Genomic DNA, 15,805 nt, shown 5'->3' on the forward strand with positions numbered 1-15,805 from the left:
CTAGTGACTGTCTAGTGACTTCCTAGTGAGGCGCGGTGCCAACTGCCTGGCGGAACATGTGTGCAAGCATCAAGGTATACGCCGGGAAGATGACGATAATGCCAAGCAAGAACGTGAGCAGAATAGCAAGTGGAGCGATGAGTTGGAATGCGATCACGAATAACAAGAGCTTTCCAAAATTGCCCTTTCCGATATTCCATCCGGTTTTCAGGCTTTCACCAAAACCGAACTGACCGCTGGCTGCTGCCCATGCCATGAACATGCTCAACACGGACCAAATGAGCATCACCACGAACCCCAGCACCGTGAAAAGCACCGCGGATGCAGAAACGCTGAGATCGGGATCTACCAAGTCTTCCAAGGCCTGATTAAGAGGCACCATCGTCAACAAATACACGATTCCGTTCACGATCGCGGCAACAATCAGGACCCCCAAGGTTCGCAACAGTGGAGTGTCTTTCCATAAATGGCCCCACCCTGTTGCAGGGTCGTCGACCTGGAACAACGCCAAACGATAAACATACGGCGTCAATACCAAGCTGATCAGCGCGATAGCCAACCCCACCATGCTGCTTGCAGCATTTGCGCCCCCGAACGATTGCAGCTCCTGTTCGTTAGCAGCATCGAAGTCGGTGGTCGCGGCCAGTACCCCGAAGGAAATCGCGGCTGATCCGATAATCGCCAGCAGACCAATCAGTCCCAACACGATCCACAGCTTCGCGTTGCGGAAAGTGGTAGAAAAGCCCCAGGACACTGCTGCTAAAATGTTGATCTTGCCAGTGCCTTTCGCCACTCCGGGATTCACTTCAGACTGCGAATAGTCGCCTGCAGCGTGACGGCCACTATTTTCACTGGGGTCTCCATAGGCACCATAAGCTGCCTGCTCTGCGCCTTGATAGCCGAAGTCTGACCGATCTTCTGGGTGGTCGCTCGGCGGATAATACGGCTGCTGCGAGGGATTGTTGTTGTCCTGGTCGTCGTCATCTGAGCTACGACCATGCGGAGGAGTTGTCATCGTGACGCACCTGTCTTTCTGACGAAAATGATTACCGTTAATCATGGTACCGGGTTGGTACTAAGAGTTAGGCTTACCAGAATGGCGACGGTTAAACTAGGGCTATCACCATGACTAATTCACATCACCCCACTCAGCAGACTTCCACATCCATAAATTCCGCATCCATGAATTCCACACCCATGAATTCCGATTCCCACGCTGACGCTCCACATAAGCGTGAGCTGTACACACGGCTCGACCAATTACGCTATGCCGATCAACACCGTTTTCGTCGGCGCCTGTCCAAGGCAAAAGCGGACAAAGCACTGCGCGCAATAGCGAAAGACTTGGACAAAGCTGCCGCAATTATCCCGGCGATCGAACAAGGGCTCCCAGATATTGACTTTCCCGAGGGATTACCGGTTAGCCGCAGCGTCGACGAGATTTCTACGGCAATCGACAACCACCAAGTGGTAGTTATTGCTGGCGAGACAGGATCCGGTAAAACCACCCAGATTCCCAAAATTTGTTTGCAGTTAGGCCGCGGCCGCCGGGGCCTAATTGGGCATACACAGCCGCGTCGTTTGGCTGCGCGTACCGTCGCCGAACGCATTAGCGATGAACTGGACCAAAGCATCGGTGAATCTGTCGGTTACGCAATTCGCTTTGACGATCGCGTCGGCAAGAACACCGCCGTCAAGCTCATGACGGACGGTATTTTGTTAGCGGAACTGCAGCGCGATCCCAAGCTCTACGCTTATGACACCATCATCATCGACGAGGCCCACGAACGTAGCTTGAATATCGATTTCCTTTTGGGCTACCTCAAACGCCTCTTGCCGCAGCGCCCGGATCTCAAGGTGATAATTACCTCGGCAACCATCGATCCGCAAAGTTTCGCCGAACATTTCCGCAACCCACACACGAACCAACCTGCGCCCATCATCGAAGTGTCCGGCCGCACCTATCCCGTAGAGGTGCGCTACCGGCCGCTGGAAATCGACGTCGATGGCAAAACGGTAGCTATTGAGCCAGTAGATGGTTTGTGTACTGCGGCGGAGGAGCTTCTGGCCGAAGGCAGCGGTGATATCTTGTGCTTTTTACCCAGTGAACGAGACATCCGGGATGCCCAAGATGCCTTAGAGAAAAAGCGGTGGCGCGGGGTAGAAATCGTGCCACTGTTTGGGCGGTTATCGAATCAGGAACAACACCGAGTTTTTGCACCGCATTCCAAGCGCCGAATTGTCTTGGCGACGAATATTGCCGAAACCTCACTGACGGTGCCGGGGATCCACTATGTAATTGATACTGGTACAGCGCGTATTTCTCGGTACTCCACGCGCACCAAAGTGCAGCGCCTCCCAATCGAACCGATCTCACAAGCTAGTGCCAACCAACGCGCCGGGCGTTGCGGACGTATTGCCGACGGTATCGCGATTCGCCTGTACTCCGAAGAAGATTTCGCTTCCCGCCCGGAATTTACCGATCCAGAGATTCTGCGGACCAACTTGGCCAGTGTCATTTTGCAGATGTCCTCGCTCAAGCTGGGCCCTGTGGCAGACTTTCCGTTTGTGCAACCGCCGGAGCCGAAAGCAGTCCGCGATGGCCTGGTGCTTCTCGACGAACTCGATGCGATCGAACCTGCCGGATCTCATGGAGCTCACAGATCATCTGGATCCGCTGATACCGCCCCACGATTGACCACGATTGGTAAGCAGCTTGCTCGTATACCGGTAGACCCCCGCTTAGCGCGCATGCTGGTGGAAGCAGAAAAACTCGAATGTTTACAGCCAGTGATAGTTCTTGTTGCAGCAATGACTCTGCAAGATGTGCGCGAACGCCCGCTGGAGCACCAACAACAGGCGGATCAAGCCCACGCTCGTTTTCGTTCGCGCACGAGTGATTTTTTGAGCCTGCTTTCTTTGTGGGGCTACATCACGGAACAGAAAGCAGAGTTATCAGGTAACCAGTTCCGCAAACGCATGAAAGAAGAATTTTTGCACTTCATGCGTATCCGCGAATGGTTTGATTTGGTGCGCCAATTGCAAGATATCGCTCGTGATATGCGGTGGACTCTCTCTGGTGAGTCTGACGGCCAACGCGGCGGTGTCAGAATGGCCGATGGAAAGTTCGCCGGTGATTCTGTTGCAGTGCACCGTGCGCTGCTCACCGGGTTGTTATCTAATATCGGTGCACGCATCAGCGACTCTGCAGAATTCCAGGGAGCACGCGGTACGAAGTTCCTCATTTTTCCAGGCTCCGGGGTAGCGAAAAAGCCACCAGAATTAGTGATGGCCTCTGAATTAGTAGAAACCTCACGACTATTCGCACGCGGGGTCGCCGCCATCGAGCCAGCGTGGGTCGAAACCGCCGCCCACTCATTGCTCAAGCACCACTACTCGGATCCGCACTGGTCGTATAAACGCGGTGCGGCGATGGCAACGCAACGCTCCACGCTGTACGGAGTGCCGATCATAGCTGACCGGACCATCTCATATCACCGCGTGGACCCGGAAGCTGCGCGCATCATGTTTATCCAGCACGCATTGATTGCCGGGGAATGGAAAACGTCCCACAAATTTTTCCACGACAATCTAGAAAAATTGTCTGCAGCGGGTGAATACGAAGAAAAGGCTCGTCGGCGCGGCATCATCGCGGATGAAGACACACTGTTCGAATTTTATGATCAACGGTTGCCTGATTCTGTTACCCACTCGAAAGCCTTCGATGGTTGGTGGAAAAAAGCCCGCCGCACACAACCAGATCTATTAGATTTTGACCCGGCTGATCTGCTCACTGACGGGGCTGAATCTGTCACAGAACAGGATTTTCCGGATCACTGGCGTCATGCCGGCCTGGACTTGGAGCTGGATTATATGTTCGAGCCTGGACACCGCCGCGACGGCGTCACGGTCAACATTCCAGTACCGATGTTGGCCAGCATTGATCCAGAACCATTCGCATGGCTAGTTCCTGGTCTGCGCGAGGAATTGGTTACCGAGTTAATTCGTGGCTTACCCAAAGCACTGCGCCGCAGCCTGGTGCCCGCACCTGATTTTGCTGCCCGGGCCATGGAGCACTTGTTGCCCTACGAATCTGATCTGTTGCAGCAGGTAGCTGGGGCCTTCCAAAAATTAGGTGCACGCGGAATTAACGCCACCGATTTTTCGTGGGAAAAACTGCCGTCGCACCTGAAGATGACATTTGCGGCCATCGATAAGCGTGGAAATATCATCGATGATGATAAAGATCTCCGCGCCTTGCAGAAGCGCCAGGCGGGCAAAATTAGTGCTTCTATCACCAAGAAAGTCGAAAATAAGGTCCGGGATACGCACAAGCGCTCTCCAAACGAATCACACGCGAGACCACAACAGCAATCGGCGCGCACCTACGTAGCTTCCTGGACGGCAGAAAACCTGGGGACAATCCCCGAAACGATTGAACACGAGGTTGATCAGCACACTGTCACAGCATATCCTGCCTTGACAATGAGCGAGCGCGGATTGTCTGTGCAGTACTACCCCACGCGTGCTGCAGCAGATTCAGCAATGATGACCGCCACGTTGACGCTATTGCTGCGTAATTTAACTGTGAATACTCAAAAAATGGTCAATGGTTTACCCCTGCAGCAACGCGTGGCCGTGGATCATTATCCTCATGGTGGTGCCGATGGTTTGGTCTCTGATGCACGCATTGCTGCGTTACGAGACTTGCTGGTGGCACACGGTGGTCCGGTGCGCAGCCCAGCTGAATTCGAGAAGCTGAAAAGCACCATCGGTCAGCAGCTACCGCGCGAGGTGCGGCAAGCAGTGGTCACGTTGGCTCCGGGTTTGGTGCGCTATTCCAAGCTTGCCGACGAGTTGGAAAACTGGGAAGGTCCCGCCATTGATGATATGCGCGGCCAGTTGGAATTCTTATTGCCGAAAAGTGCAATCAGTATCCACGGGATCTCACAGTTGCGCCATCTACCGCGATATCTGCAAGCTATGGAGATCCGATTAGACGATATGGCCACTAACCCAGACAAAGACGGTGAACGGCAAGACGTCATTGACGATTGTCTGGCATATGTCCGTAATCGTCTCCGGCGCCTGCCTGCAGGAGCGGAAAAGTCTCCCGAGGTGACAAAAGTTCGCTGGATGATTGAAGAGCTACGAGTAAGCTTGTTTGCCCAGCGATTGGGCACGGCACATCCCGTCTCTGCCCGTCGGATTCGTAAGGCAGTGGACAGCCTGGGGAAAAATTCCTAACTGGCTTACATCATTGGGGTTACGTGATTGGGCTTACGCACCAGTTAGTCTTCGCGCTCACGGCGGCGCATCAGCCGGATTTCAGACTCAAAATCTTGTGCACTGTCGAAGGACTTATACACCGAGGCGAAACGCAAATAGGCAACCTCATCGAGTTCTCGCAGCGGCTCAAGGATGGCTAAGCCAATCGCGTTGGCATCAACCTGGGAGCTCCCGTGCCCACGCACAGTCTCTTCGACTTGCTGCGCCAATCGCTTCAGTGAGTCCTCAGTTACCGGACGGCCCTGGCATGCCCGGTGCACACCGCGGATCAGCTTGTCGCGAGAAAACGGCTCTGTCAGACCGTTGCGCTTGACCACCAACAACACAGATTTTTCCACAGTAGTAAACCGTCCCTGGCACTGCGTGCATTCTCTGCGACGCCGAATGGCTACACCGCCATCAACTAAACGGGAATCGACGACTCTGGACTGTTCGTGGTGACAGAATGGACAGTACACGGCCTCGTCAATGCTCCTTCACTGCATATAACAGCATGTAGTCGGTAGAAAAGATTATGCTCGGTAAAATTTCTGGCATCATAACGCGAAGAGTGCGATGCAAGGGGGTGCTCTCATGATCGCCACCGCATCCCCCGCCGACAGCGCTAGCTCGCCCCGAGCAGAACGCCGCCGGCCATCAGTACCCCTAGTATCGCACCTAATAGGTACGAGACAATAATTGCAGACGTATGGGACGTTGGCGTACGGGACACTGCCCCTGCACCATCTATAGGTAATTCATCGTTGTCCACACTGTTTACGGTGGCAGAGTTCCGTTGTCCATCGTCCGCATAATCAGCGATGCAGGACAATGGTTGGAGAGCATAAATTACTTCCTGCGCAGTGCCCGCCCGGACTGGTTGTGGCTCCCACTCTGCAGCCGCCGGAGTGGTGATACCCGCAGATCCGCTGGAGGCCTGCGCTGGTCGTACGCGTTGATAGCGCGACAGGCTGTGCTGGCTCTGCAGGCAGTCACCACCATACTGAGACTGGCGCAGCGGTTGGCGTTGGCAATGGCGATGTTGATGGTGCTGGTGAATGTGCAGCATGACTAAAGCTCACGCTCCTTTCAGAATGAGTTATGTACTCGATCTGAAAGCACTCTAAGCGGTGACTGTCACACCCACGAGCAGTACTAGTAATTGTGTTCGATTAATCCTTGCATTACACTCGTCATTACCACGCAGAGGTAATTTCTCACGTATGTTCGGTACCAAGCATGTGAATTGCACCATAGTGTGATCATGTGTCACAAAATTGCTAACAACTCGACTTAGGAGCTATGTATGCCGCGTCCACGCACGTCCTCAGCACCGAAGCCCACCTTTGAACAACTTTCCCACCGGCAGCGGCGAATTCTGGAAGTCATCCGCGACGCGGTGATGCTACGCGGATATCCACCAAGCATTCGCGAAATCGGAGATACCGCGGGGCTGCAATCCACCTCATCGGTGGCGTACCAATTAAAACAGCTGGAAGAAAAAGGCTTCCTCCAACGCGACCCCAATAAGCCACGTGCGATGATCGTGCGCAACATGCCCGAAACCAAAAAGCCAGGCAAGCGCCCTAGCACCAACAAAACTTCCGAAAACCCAGAGGCACCAACCGACGCCTCAGGTTATTGTTATGTCCCGGCATTGGGCCGAATCGCTGCTGGTACACCTATTACCGCAGAAGAAAACATCGATTCTTATTACCCAATGCCAGAAGAGATTGTTGGCGGCGGTGATCTATTCATGCTGCGGGTCGTTGGGGAATCCATGAAAGATGCCGGCATTTTAGATGGCGACTGGGTCGTGGTGCGTTCGCAAAAGGTCGCTGAAGTCGGGGAATTCGTCGCCGCTTTACTCGATGGCGAAGAAGCCACAGTAAAAGAATTTCACCGGGATTCATCAGGCGTCTGGTTGCTGCCGCACAATGACGCTTTTAGTCCGATTCCAGGCGATGAAGCCGAGATTATGGGCAAAGTTGTCTCCGTTATGCGTAAGCTTTAACTAGCTTTAACTGGCGCTAACGGCTCCAGCAGCTGCGCATTTAATCCGCTCTTCACGTTACCCCAACCGGCAGAAAGGACCCTGCACGCAGAATGTACGCCGAAGAACGGCGCCGCCATATCGCCTCGCTCGCCGCGGTAGACGGGTGGGTTAAGGTCGGAGAACTAGCCGAACGGTTCTCCGTGACCTCCGAAACCATACGTAGAGATCTTGCGGCACTAGACGAAATCGGCGCTGTGCACCGGGTCCGCGGCGGAGCACGTGCCGCGCATAACTACCAGACCTCCGAAGTTCCTCTGGCGGACCGCAACCGATCGGCCGCAGAGGCCAAACTTGCCATCGCAACCGCCGCACTCCAATTTGTGCCCACGCAAGGCACTGTATTCATTGGCGCTGGCACCACAAATAATTCTTTAGCAGATTTTCTTGGTCAAACCGAGCGCGCAGCCAATCTAGAGATTGTGATCAATAGTCTGCCTGGCGCATTGAACCTTGCTGCTTACGGCTTAGACAACATGCACTTGCTCGGCGGAACGGTCCGGAGCATGACCCAATCGATCGTCGGTCCAACAGCACTACGCTCCTTGGCGCTCAAACGCGCCGATGTAGCGTTCATCGGCACCGACGCGCTTACCGTCGAACACGGGTTATCGACTGCAGATACACAAGAAGCCGCAATTAAAACCGCATTCATGACGAATGCTCATAAAGTGGTGGTGCTGTGCGACTCCAGCAAACTCGGGCGCGATTACCTCGTCAGCTTCGGCACCATCCGAGATATCGACGTCTTAATCACCGATTCTGCCGCACCAGATTCACTTGTCACCGCAGTACGACAACACGGCGTAGAAGTAGTCGTCGTAGAGCGCTAACTATTGTTTTACCCAGCGGTTTAGCCGTTGCAGAAAATTCGCGACTACTGCGCGTGGATTCTGCGTCTTACTGCTACGTGTGCTGGGTTCCTTGGCCTTCGCCAACACGCTCGTAGAGCCACCGCATAATTGGGTAGAACACCATAATGCCCACAGAACCCCAAGCAATGCCTTCGAGCTCCACTGGACCAATCGGAAGGGTGAGGTTCCCGATACCTGCTACTAACGCGATCGCAGCAGCCGTCAGGTTCACAGGGTTATTGAAATTAACCTTATTATCCATCCAAATTCGCACACCCAACATGCCGATCAAGCCATAAAGCAACAATGTTGCACCGCCCAAAACACCGACCGGAATACTGAAAATCAACGCACCAAACTTCGGAATGAATGCCAACGCCACCGCAGCGATTGCAGCAACCCAATACGCGGCGGTGGAATATACCTTAGTGGCGGCCATAACACCAATATTTTCGGCATACGTCGTGGTACCAGAGCCACCAGCTCCACCGGCCAACGTGGTCGCTAAACCGTCGGCAAGCAACGCATCACCGGCCAGATGATCGACGTTGCGTCCGGTCATCGCGGAGACTGCTTTCACGTGCCCCACGTTTTCGGCAATCAGCACCACCAACACCGGAAGCGTCGTCAGCACCACTGAAAGCTGAAACTCCGGGGTGTGGAATTCCGGGATTCCCACCCACGGTGCATCTTCGATTGCTTGCGCGGCTTCTGCATCGACGTTTCCGGTTACCGCCGCAAAAATCCATCCGACGACTACCCCAATCAATATGCTCAACCGGCTGATCATGCCGCGGCCAGCTACCGTAGCCAGAACAATGACGCCCAGGGTGATCGCAGCCACCAGTGGTTGGGTTTGGAAACTCTCGGTGGCGGTCGGAGCCAAATTAAGCCCGATCAAAGCGACGATTGCGCCCGTGACTGCGGGTGGTAACACAGCATCGATAACTCCCCGGCCAGCTATTTTGACCAGCAACCCCACCAACATCAGTACAATACCGGTAACAAAAATCCCGCCCAGCTGGGCGGCAATGCCATGCTGCTGCGAAGCGATCAGTGGCGCGATAAAAGCAAATGACGAGCCGAGGTACGACGGCAATTTGTTGCGCGTAATGAGCAAAAACAGCATCGTTCCCACGCCGGAGAATAGCAGCGTGGTGTTAACCGGAAACCCGGTGAGAGTCGGCACCAATAAAGTAGCCCCGAACATCGCAAAGACATGTTGAATGCCGATGCCAATAGTCCGGGGCCATGAAAGCCGCTCATCAGGCGCGACCACCGCGCCTTTGTTTATTGTCTTGCCGTCACCGTGTAGCGACCAGCCAATCGAAGTACTCACATTGAGACATTATTGCTGGCAGCCTGAGTCTCTTGGTAATCGGATGCGAACTCAGCAAGTTCTTGGGCCATCACTGCAGGTAAACGCACATCAAGTACAGTGCCGTCTGCGGTGTATTCTTCACTGTGCACGGTACCGTACTCATGTACCCGGGAGACGAGATCACCACGCGTAAACGGAATCTCTAGCACCACGCGGGTATCCAGAGAATTCAAAAATAGCTCTACCCTGCCGCTTAACTCGGCGATGCCTTCGCCAGTTTTCGCGGAAACATAAACCACATTGTCGTTATCGAGTACGTGGCGAACTTCAGCCAGCACCAACGGGTCCGCCGCATCAATTTTGTTCAACACAATGATCTCCGGCGGAGCGGGTGTGCCAGTTTCTTCCACGATATCGTGAATCACCTTATTCACGGCCGTGATCTGCTTCAACGGGAATGGATCTGCCGCATCCACAACATGCAACATGAGATCAGCCGCCAGGACTTCTTCCAATGTCGATTTGAATGCCTCCACCAGCTGCGTCGGCAAGTGTCGCACGAATCCGACAGTATCGGTGAAAACGACGCTGCGACCGTCGCCAAGCTGGGCCTTCCGGGTGGTCGGGTCCAACGTGGCAAATAGCGCGTCTTCCACCAACACTCCGGCGTCGGTCATCGCATTAATCAACGACGACTTGCCGGCGTTGGTATAACCAGCGATCGCGATCTGCGGCACCAAGGAATCTTGCCGACGCGCCCGCTTTATCTCTCGTGCGGTTTTCATTCCCGCCAGCGATTTGCGCAGCCGTGCCATCTCCGCGCGGATGCGGCGACGGTCAGTCTCAATCTTGGTTTCACCCGGGCCACGCAAACCCACACCACCATTGGACCCAGCGCGACCACCGGCCTGACGGGACAAGCTACCGCCCCAACCACGCGTATGCGTATAAAGGTATTCCAGCTGTGCAAGCGAAACCTGCGCTTTACCTTCTTTAGATTTTGCGTGTTGGGCGAAGATATCCAAAATCAGCATCGTGCGATCAATGACCTTGGTATCAAGCTCGCGTTCCAAAGCCGTGAGCTGGCCGGGGTTAAGCTCACCATCACAAATCACAGTATCGGCGCCGTATTCCTGCACCAGAGATTTCAACTGCTGAACCTTACCCGAGCCGATGAATGTGCCTGAATCCGGCGAGTCCCGCTTTTGGTACAAGATCTCCAGTACATCGGCGCCTGCAGTTTCTGCCAACGCCGCCAGTTCTTCCAGCGTCGCTTCCAATTCTGCGACAGTGCCCTCGGTCCAGACCCCAACCAAGATCACTTGCTCCAGGCGAAGCTTTCGGTATTCCACCTCATAGCCATCGGTAGTGTCCTCGGTCCGGATGGTGGTCTCACGCGTGACACGACGAAACGCATTACGCTCCGCCAATTCCATGTCACCGGTAGTTGGAACGTTGCTGTCGCTCGTGTGGAAGTTGGTTTGGTCGATTCCAGCATCAGGCGAATCGTGAGTTGAATCGTGCGCTGAGCTGAAGGCAGAATCCGCATCGCTGATAGGCAGCGAATCCTGCGGTTCATTATCTTTGAATGCCGCTTGCAGAAGCTCCTCATGAGGTTGGGAGCTCTCGCGGCCTGCAGAAGTATTATTCCAGGATTTTCTTGTCATCTTGTATCCCATTATGCCAGCCGATACCCGATAATTCGAGGTTTCCCCAGAACAAGCTAATTCGCTAAAATAGTCCATTATGACCGCGACGAAACAGACTAATCTTTCCGCAATCGGCATGCACTTTGACAATTGGCAGGATGCTGTCGAGGCGGCGATTGCTACCAACCAGCTCATGGTCACCGGCGAGGTCCGCGGCGGCCAACTGGTGCAATTCAACGACACCTCCGGCGCACAGCTCAACATTTTGGCCGTGGAGCCGTTTTCTACTTTCGTCGGGTTCAATTCCCTCAGCCAAACGTATGCCCACGTCGAGATGATCAACGATGTGCTCGCCTTGTGCGAGATTGTTGATCCGTCGGGCGCGCCACTGAAAACAGTCACCGCTCACTTGGCACAAGGCCCGTTGCTTGCCGACGAGCCAGCCCAACCATGGCAGCAACTCACCGTAGCCGCCCTTGCCGACGAAGCATCTACTTCTGTCGACGCCGAGGACTGGCAGCACCAGCACCCCGAGACGCCACTCGGTGCTGTGGAATCACATGGCGTTGCCGTGATCTCCTCCGGTAGTGGTGCCCAAGCCCCAGATGCGTCTGCAACTTTTTCGGGTCGCGTTATGCAATCAACCACCTTGCGCAATCAACTTACGGGCCAGGAATTTCATCACGTAGTACTCGATTCCGAGTTCCCCTTGGATGTCTGCATCCCAGCAGAAAGCTTGGATAAATTGCCGGAAAAGGGAGAAATCCTGCACGGCGCAGGCACCCTCACAGCCAGTATTTTGGCGCCGACTGGTGGCTGTGGATGCGGTTCCGGCGGTTGTGGCTGCGGCGGCCATGACCACGGAAGCTCTGCGGCCAATTCCGGCGGGTGTGGCTCCGGTTGTGGTTGCGGCGGCCACTAGTTCTCTAGTACAGCATGGTTAACCAAGAATAACAGCGCTTAAACGCGAGGATCAGGACGAGACGATGGCAGCGAATACTCCGGGCGGCTTTTCCCGTCGGCGCCTCGGCATTATCTGCGCCGCCGTGTTAGCAAGCCTGCTGACATGGTGGTGGTTGAAATCCGCTGGCGTTATTTTGGTGCTAGTCATTGCGGTTCTCGCCTGGTTTTATCTCGCTTCCCGCCCGTCGTCGAATGAAGTGCAGGCGCTGCGCACCTCAATAAAATTATCGCTCGATGAGCTCGACGATGTGCTCGCCGAATACGACGAATTCGCATATTCACACGACCCAGATAATCTGGCAGATCGCACCATCCATCGCCCAGAACTGTTAAACACTGATAGTGCAGATCCCGATATCGAGCGTTTTCATTACGAATATTCCACCGCGCAGCGCTACCGCAAACGAATGCATGCGCATCTAGCGAATCACCACTTAGGTGTCGGGCAGCTTGAGCGCTTATTGAGAATCTCTGATGAACGCGTCGCTAAGCTTCGCGAATATTGGCTAGCTGCCCGTCGCGCTGCCCACCGGCAAGGCCCCGGAAAACCAGGGACTTCATAAAAACCTAAATCAGCCATATTGACCGAATGACCGAACTCGTCGTGGGTCGGCACTACTACTTCGCCCAGCAGTACCGTCTTATCCCCCGGCTATCTCATTCTCTATAGCTTTAATCCTCTGTCTCATTGCACTGATTCTGCATTGAGTTGTATGCATTGAGTTCGATTGTGAATGTTCCGCGAGCCACGATGCGCGACGGCCCAGTCAATGTGGCACCATCGGCACGGATTTCTACTTCCACTTCACCACCAGGTACGACGACACGCACCGTCCCTTCTGCCTTTCCTGTTTCTGCGAGCGCAGCACACGCCGTGGCAACAGTACCGGTGCCACACGACTTCGTTTCACCAACGCCACGTTCAAACACCCGCATGTGTGTGGTGCCATCGACGAGCGGAGTTGCTATCTCTAGGTTTGCCCCGGATGGGAAAAAATCGTCATCCAGACGCGGCGCTTCAAGTGCCAGGTTCGCAATATCCTTGGCTTCCCAGCCGGGAACTACCACGGCCAAGTGTGGGTTGCCAACATCTACAGCGAGGCCAGCGAATTTTTCTTTCCCAACCTGCGCCGTCGACAAGCCAGTAACCTCAGCGTGCCCCATTTCGACACTGACAACTGCTTGCTGGTTATCAGGGCCTCGCCCATGCTCGTCTGCCTCGGCAACGGTGACTGCCTTATCACCGGCTCGCGTACCGATGAGAAAATGGTTGGTAGTTTCGTAGCCTTGGCGGTACAACCAATGCGCAAATACGCGGGTACCGTTGCCACACATTTCGGCGATGGAACCATCTGCATTGCGGTAATCCATAAACCACGTGGCAGCAGAATCCGCTGCCGCAGGCACGTGTGGGATCAGATGCTGTGTACGCACCACTCGCAAGACTCCGTCAGCACCGATTCCACCGGTGCGATCACAAAGCGCCCGCACCTGGTCTTCCGTTAAATCCCGTTGATTGTTCGGATCATCGATGATGACAAAGTCGTTGTGGGTGCCATGGCCCTTAGCAAAATCAATGTGGAAGTTCACAACCACCCAGTTTACGCATGATTAAAGCAATGGCTAGCGTTTGTCTAGCTGGCGCAAGGCTTGGGTATAAGGGTCCGCCGCCGCATCCAACCACGTGATGCGCTTATCACGGCGAAACCAGGACCGTTGCCGTCGCGCATATTGTCTCGTCGCGATTAGCGTTTGTTCTTCAGCTTCCTCTTCTGTCAGCTCGCCAGCAAGCAGCGCGAGTACCTGCGAATAACCGATTGCACGTCCAGCGGTGGAATCCGCCACAAGTCCCTCGTCGATGAGATTGCGGACCTCGTCGACAAGCCCGGAGGCAAACATGGTTGCAGTGCGTAATGTAATACGCTCGGCATACCACGCAGGATCAGCGCGCAAGCCAAAAACAGTAGTATTCCAGCGGTAAGCAGCAGTTTTATCGGGTTGACTAGCGCGAAATGGTTTACCCGTGAGTTCGATGACTTCTAATGCGCGCACGATCCGCCTGGGGTCATTTTCCTCAATGATTTGTGCGGCAGCGGGATCAATCTCGGCTAGCTCAGCATGCAACGCTTTCGTTCCCAGCCTGTGTTGTCGCTCATAATATTTATCGCGCACGGATGGCTTCGTTGGCGGAAATTCCCATTGATCAAGGAGCGCCTGGGCATACATCATGGAACCGCCGACCATAATCGGGGTTTTCCCTCTTGCCAAGATGTCGTCGACATCCGCCACGGCGGCACGCTGATACTCCGCCACTGAGGCAGTATCTCTGACCGTAAGAACATCTAACTGGTGATGCGGAATACCACCGCGTTCTTCCGGGGCGAGTTTTGCAGTTCCAATATCCATCCCTTGATAGAGCTGCATGGAATCAACATTGACCACCTCACCGTCAAATTCGCGCGCAAGCGCCAACCCCAATTCGGATTTTCCAGCACCAGTAGGCCCCACGACCGCAATCGGGCACAGACCAGAGCTACTGCTTTTTATCGGCTCCTGCACCGGTGAATCTAATGTCATGGGGTTGTCCTTGTCAGCGTTGTTCCCTCCGTTGCTGGCCCTACCTACTCCAGGCTGTCCGTGCACACCTCATCCCCTTTCTTACCGGTGCGCCCAATAATCTGCCCAGTCGCAATATAGCGAGCTACCCCATGGCTGATATCCGCATGACGCAATTTCATCTGTGTCAATGCTCCAGCAGCATGTAGCGAAGCTAACTCGAGCCACAAGGCCGGTTCCCGGATACCGGCGCCCTGCAGCTGCTGGCTGCTCGGTGGCTCAGTAAACGCAAGAAACTTTTCCGACAACCGCCCGGCAGGTTCCGCTTCCCCATCTCGTGCGTAATATGCGTCGGCGTCATGATCCACAACACTAGCGCTAGCGCTCGTTTTAGCACTGCCGCTGTCCAACAAGGCCCGTGCCCAACGATCGGCTGCTGGTGCGGCTGGCAGCTCGGCCAAAGGTGCACGTGGCCCCAACCCCGCGCTCCCATCAATACCCAACAACACGACCGTTTCTGGAGTTAAACGATGCGAAGTCAGCAGCTCCACCAGGCTGGGATAGCTTGCACTGATGAGATGCTCCCATTCCACGCACAGATAGCGCAGCACGAGTTCCGCGAGAAAGTAGCCGTCGGCAAGCTGAACCTGTGGAGCACCCCACGCCCGAAAACTCCCGCGATGCGCTGTCCGCCACTGCGGATCCTGCGATCCAACAAGTACGATCTCGCTGACTGCATTTTCACCAGCCGTGTTTTCACCAGCCGTGTCCTTCTCGATGAGATCAGTGAGTAGGCCCCGGATGTGTTCACGGATCTCAGCACTTGCAGGATCGGCTGGAGCCAATTCCGCAACAAGCGCTGGGCTCGTTGGCACCACGCACAGCTGACAGAAATACTCCATACCATGCGCGTTTATCTGACCTATCGAGGCGGCTGACGCTGAGCCAGGCCCTGGCGATTTTGACGGATTTGGCTGCTGCGAGATCACAAGCAATAGCCTAACCGAGCGTCGCTGCTTTTCACATAATGCGAATAACGACCTCCGCCATGAGTCGCCTAACCACATAGACAGCTGGAGGCTCTGGTGACATCATCAAATCGAGACAGGTAAGTTTGAAAACACAAGTGATGCTCACTCGT

Annotated in this window: 13 protein-coding genes; 5 read left to right on the forward strand and 8 right to left on the reverse strand. The window is 54.7% G+C overall.

What is annotated here, in order from left to right; all coding sequences use genetic code 11:
• Positions 1 to 22 precede the first annotated feature (22 nt).
• Positions 23 to 1,015 carry a hypothetical protein gene (locus tag ACP8MI_RS06225; protein WP_249605869.1) on the reverse strand — a complete coding sequence of 331 codons (993 nt, stop codon included), beginning with the start codon at positions 1,013 to 1,015 and terminating at the stop codon, positions 23 to 25.
• 167 nt (positions 1,016 to 1,182) lie between these two features.
• Between ACP8MI_RS06225 and hrpA the strand changes: the two genes are divergently transcribed.
• Positions 1,183 to 5,247 (forward strand): ATP-dependent RNA helicase HrpA, encoded by a 4,065-nt coding sequence (gene hrpA, locus ACP8MI_RS06230; protein WP_420703133.1) that lies wholly within the window; start codon positions 1,183 to 1,185, stop codon positions 5,245 to 5,247.
• 44 nt (positions 5,248 to 5,291) lie between these two features.
• Here the strand turns inward: hrpA and nrdR are convergent, their stop codons facing one another.
• Together nrdR and ACP8MI_RS06240 are read right to left on the reverse strand one after the other, a co-directional pair.
• A complete protein-coding gene (nrdR, locus tag ACP8MI_RS06235; protein ID WP_026167729.1) occupies positions 5,292 to 5,747 on the reverse strand; it encodes a transcriptional regulator NrdR in 456 nt (151 codons plus the stop codon).
• A gap of 146 nt (positions 5,748 to 5,893) precedes the next feature.
• Positions 5,894 to 6,337 (reverse strand): hypothetical protein, encoded by a 444-nt coding sequence (locus ACP8MI_RS06240; protein ID WP_144736279.1) that lies wholly within the window; start codon positions 6,335 to 6,337, stop codon positions 5,894 to 5,896.
• A gap of 237 nt (positions 6,338 to 6,574) precedes the next feature.
• Here ACP8MI_RS06240 and lexA point away from each other — a divergent pair, with 237 nt between their 5' ends.
• Positions 6,575 to 7,282: a transcriptional repressor LexA gene (gene lexA, locus ACP8MI_RS06245; protein WP_018119705.1), complete on the forward strand. Its 708-nt coding sequence runs from the start codon at positions 6,575 to 6,577 to the stop codon at positions 7,280 to 7,282.
• A gap of 92 nt (positions 7,283 to 7,374) precedes the next feature.
• Entirely contained in the window at positions 7,375 to 8,154 is a 780-nt protein-coding gene (locus ACP8MI_RS06250) for a DeoR/GlpR family DNA-binding transcription regulator (RefSeq protein WP_144736277.1), read from the forward strand.
• 73 nt (positions 8,155 to 8,227) lie between these two features.
• Here ACP8MI_RS06250 and ACP8MI_RS06255 read toward each other — a convergent pair whose 3' ends face one another.
• Together ACP8MI_RS06255 and hflX are read right to left on the reverse strand one after the other, a co-directional pair.
• The gene (locus ACP8MI_RS06255; protein WP_018119707.1) at positions 8,228 to 9,514 is read right to left on the reverse strand and encodes a uracil-xanthine permease family protein; all 1,287 of its coding nucleotides are present in this window, start codon (positions 9,512 to 9,514) and stop codon (positions 8,228 to 8,230) included.
• A complete protein-coding gene (gene hflX, locus ACP8MI_RS06260) occupies positions 9,511 to 11,163 on the reverse strand; it encodes a GTPase HflX (RefSeq protein WP_284589484.1) in 1,653 nt (550 codons plus the stop codon). Before hflX ends, ACP8MI_RS06255 begins: the two co-directional genes overlap by 4 nt.
• A gap of 79 nt (positions 11,164 to 11,242) precedes the next feature.
• Between hflX and ACP8MI_RS06265 the strand changes: the two genes are divergently transcribed.
• Together ACP8MI_RS06265 and ACP8MI_RS06270 are read left to right on the forward strand one after the other, a co-directional pair.
• Complete coding sequence (locus ACP8MI_RS06265; protein WP_018119709.1) at positions 11,243 to 12,067, forward strand: hypothetical protein; 825 nt, start codon at positions 11,243 to 11,245, stop codon at positions 12,065 to 12,067.
• Positions 12,068 to 12,131: 64 nt separating this feature from the next.
• On the forward strand, positions 12,132 to 12,671 hold the full coding sequence (locus ACP8MI_RS06270) for a hypothetical protein (RefSeq protein ID WP_236588459.1): 540 nt from the start codon (positions 12,132 to 12,134) through the stop codon (positions 12,669 to 12,671).
• Positions 12,672 to 12,780: 109 nt separating this feature from the next.
• Here the strand turns inward: ACP8MI_RS06270 and dapF are convergent, their stop codons facing one another.
• From dapF to ACP8MI_RS06285, 3 genes are read right to left on the reverse strand one after another with little or no spacing between them, the layout of a single operon-like run.
• Positions 12,781 to 13,686: a diaminopimelate epimerase gene (dapF, locus tag ACP8MI_RS06275; protein ID WP_249606545.1), complete on the reverse strand. Its 906-nt coding sequence runs from the start codon at positions 13,684 to 13,686 to the stop codon at positions 12,781 to 12,783.
• 45 nt (positions 13,687 to 13,731) lie between these two features.
• The gene (miaA, locus tag ACP8MI_RS06280; RefSeq protein WP_144736270.1) at positions 13,732 to 14,685 is read right to left on the reverse strand and encodes a tRNA (adenosine(37)-N6)-dimethylallyltransferase MiaA; all 954 of its coding nucleotides are present in this window, start codon (positions 14,683 to 14,685) and stop codon (positions 13,732 to 13,734) included.
• Between the two features lie 44 nt (positions 14,686 to 14,729).
• Complete coding sequence (locus tag ACP8MI_RS06285) at positions 14,730 to 15,566, reverse strand: hypothetical protein (protein ID WP_201810693.1); 837 nt, start codon at positions 15,564 to 15,566, stop codon at positions 14,730 to 14,732.
• Positions 15,567 to 15,805 lie beyond the last annotated feature (239 nt).

The sequence above is a fragment of the Corynebacterium sp. LaCa_70 genome, assembly GCF_058182015.1.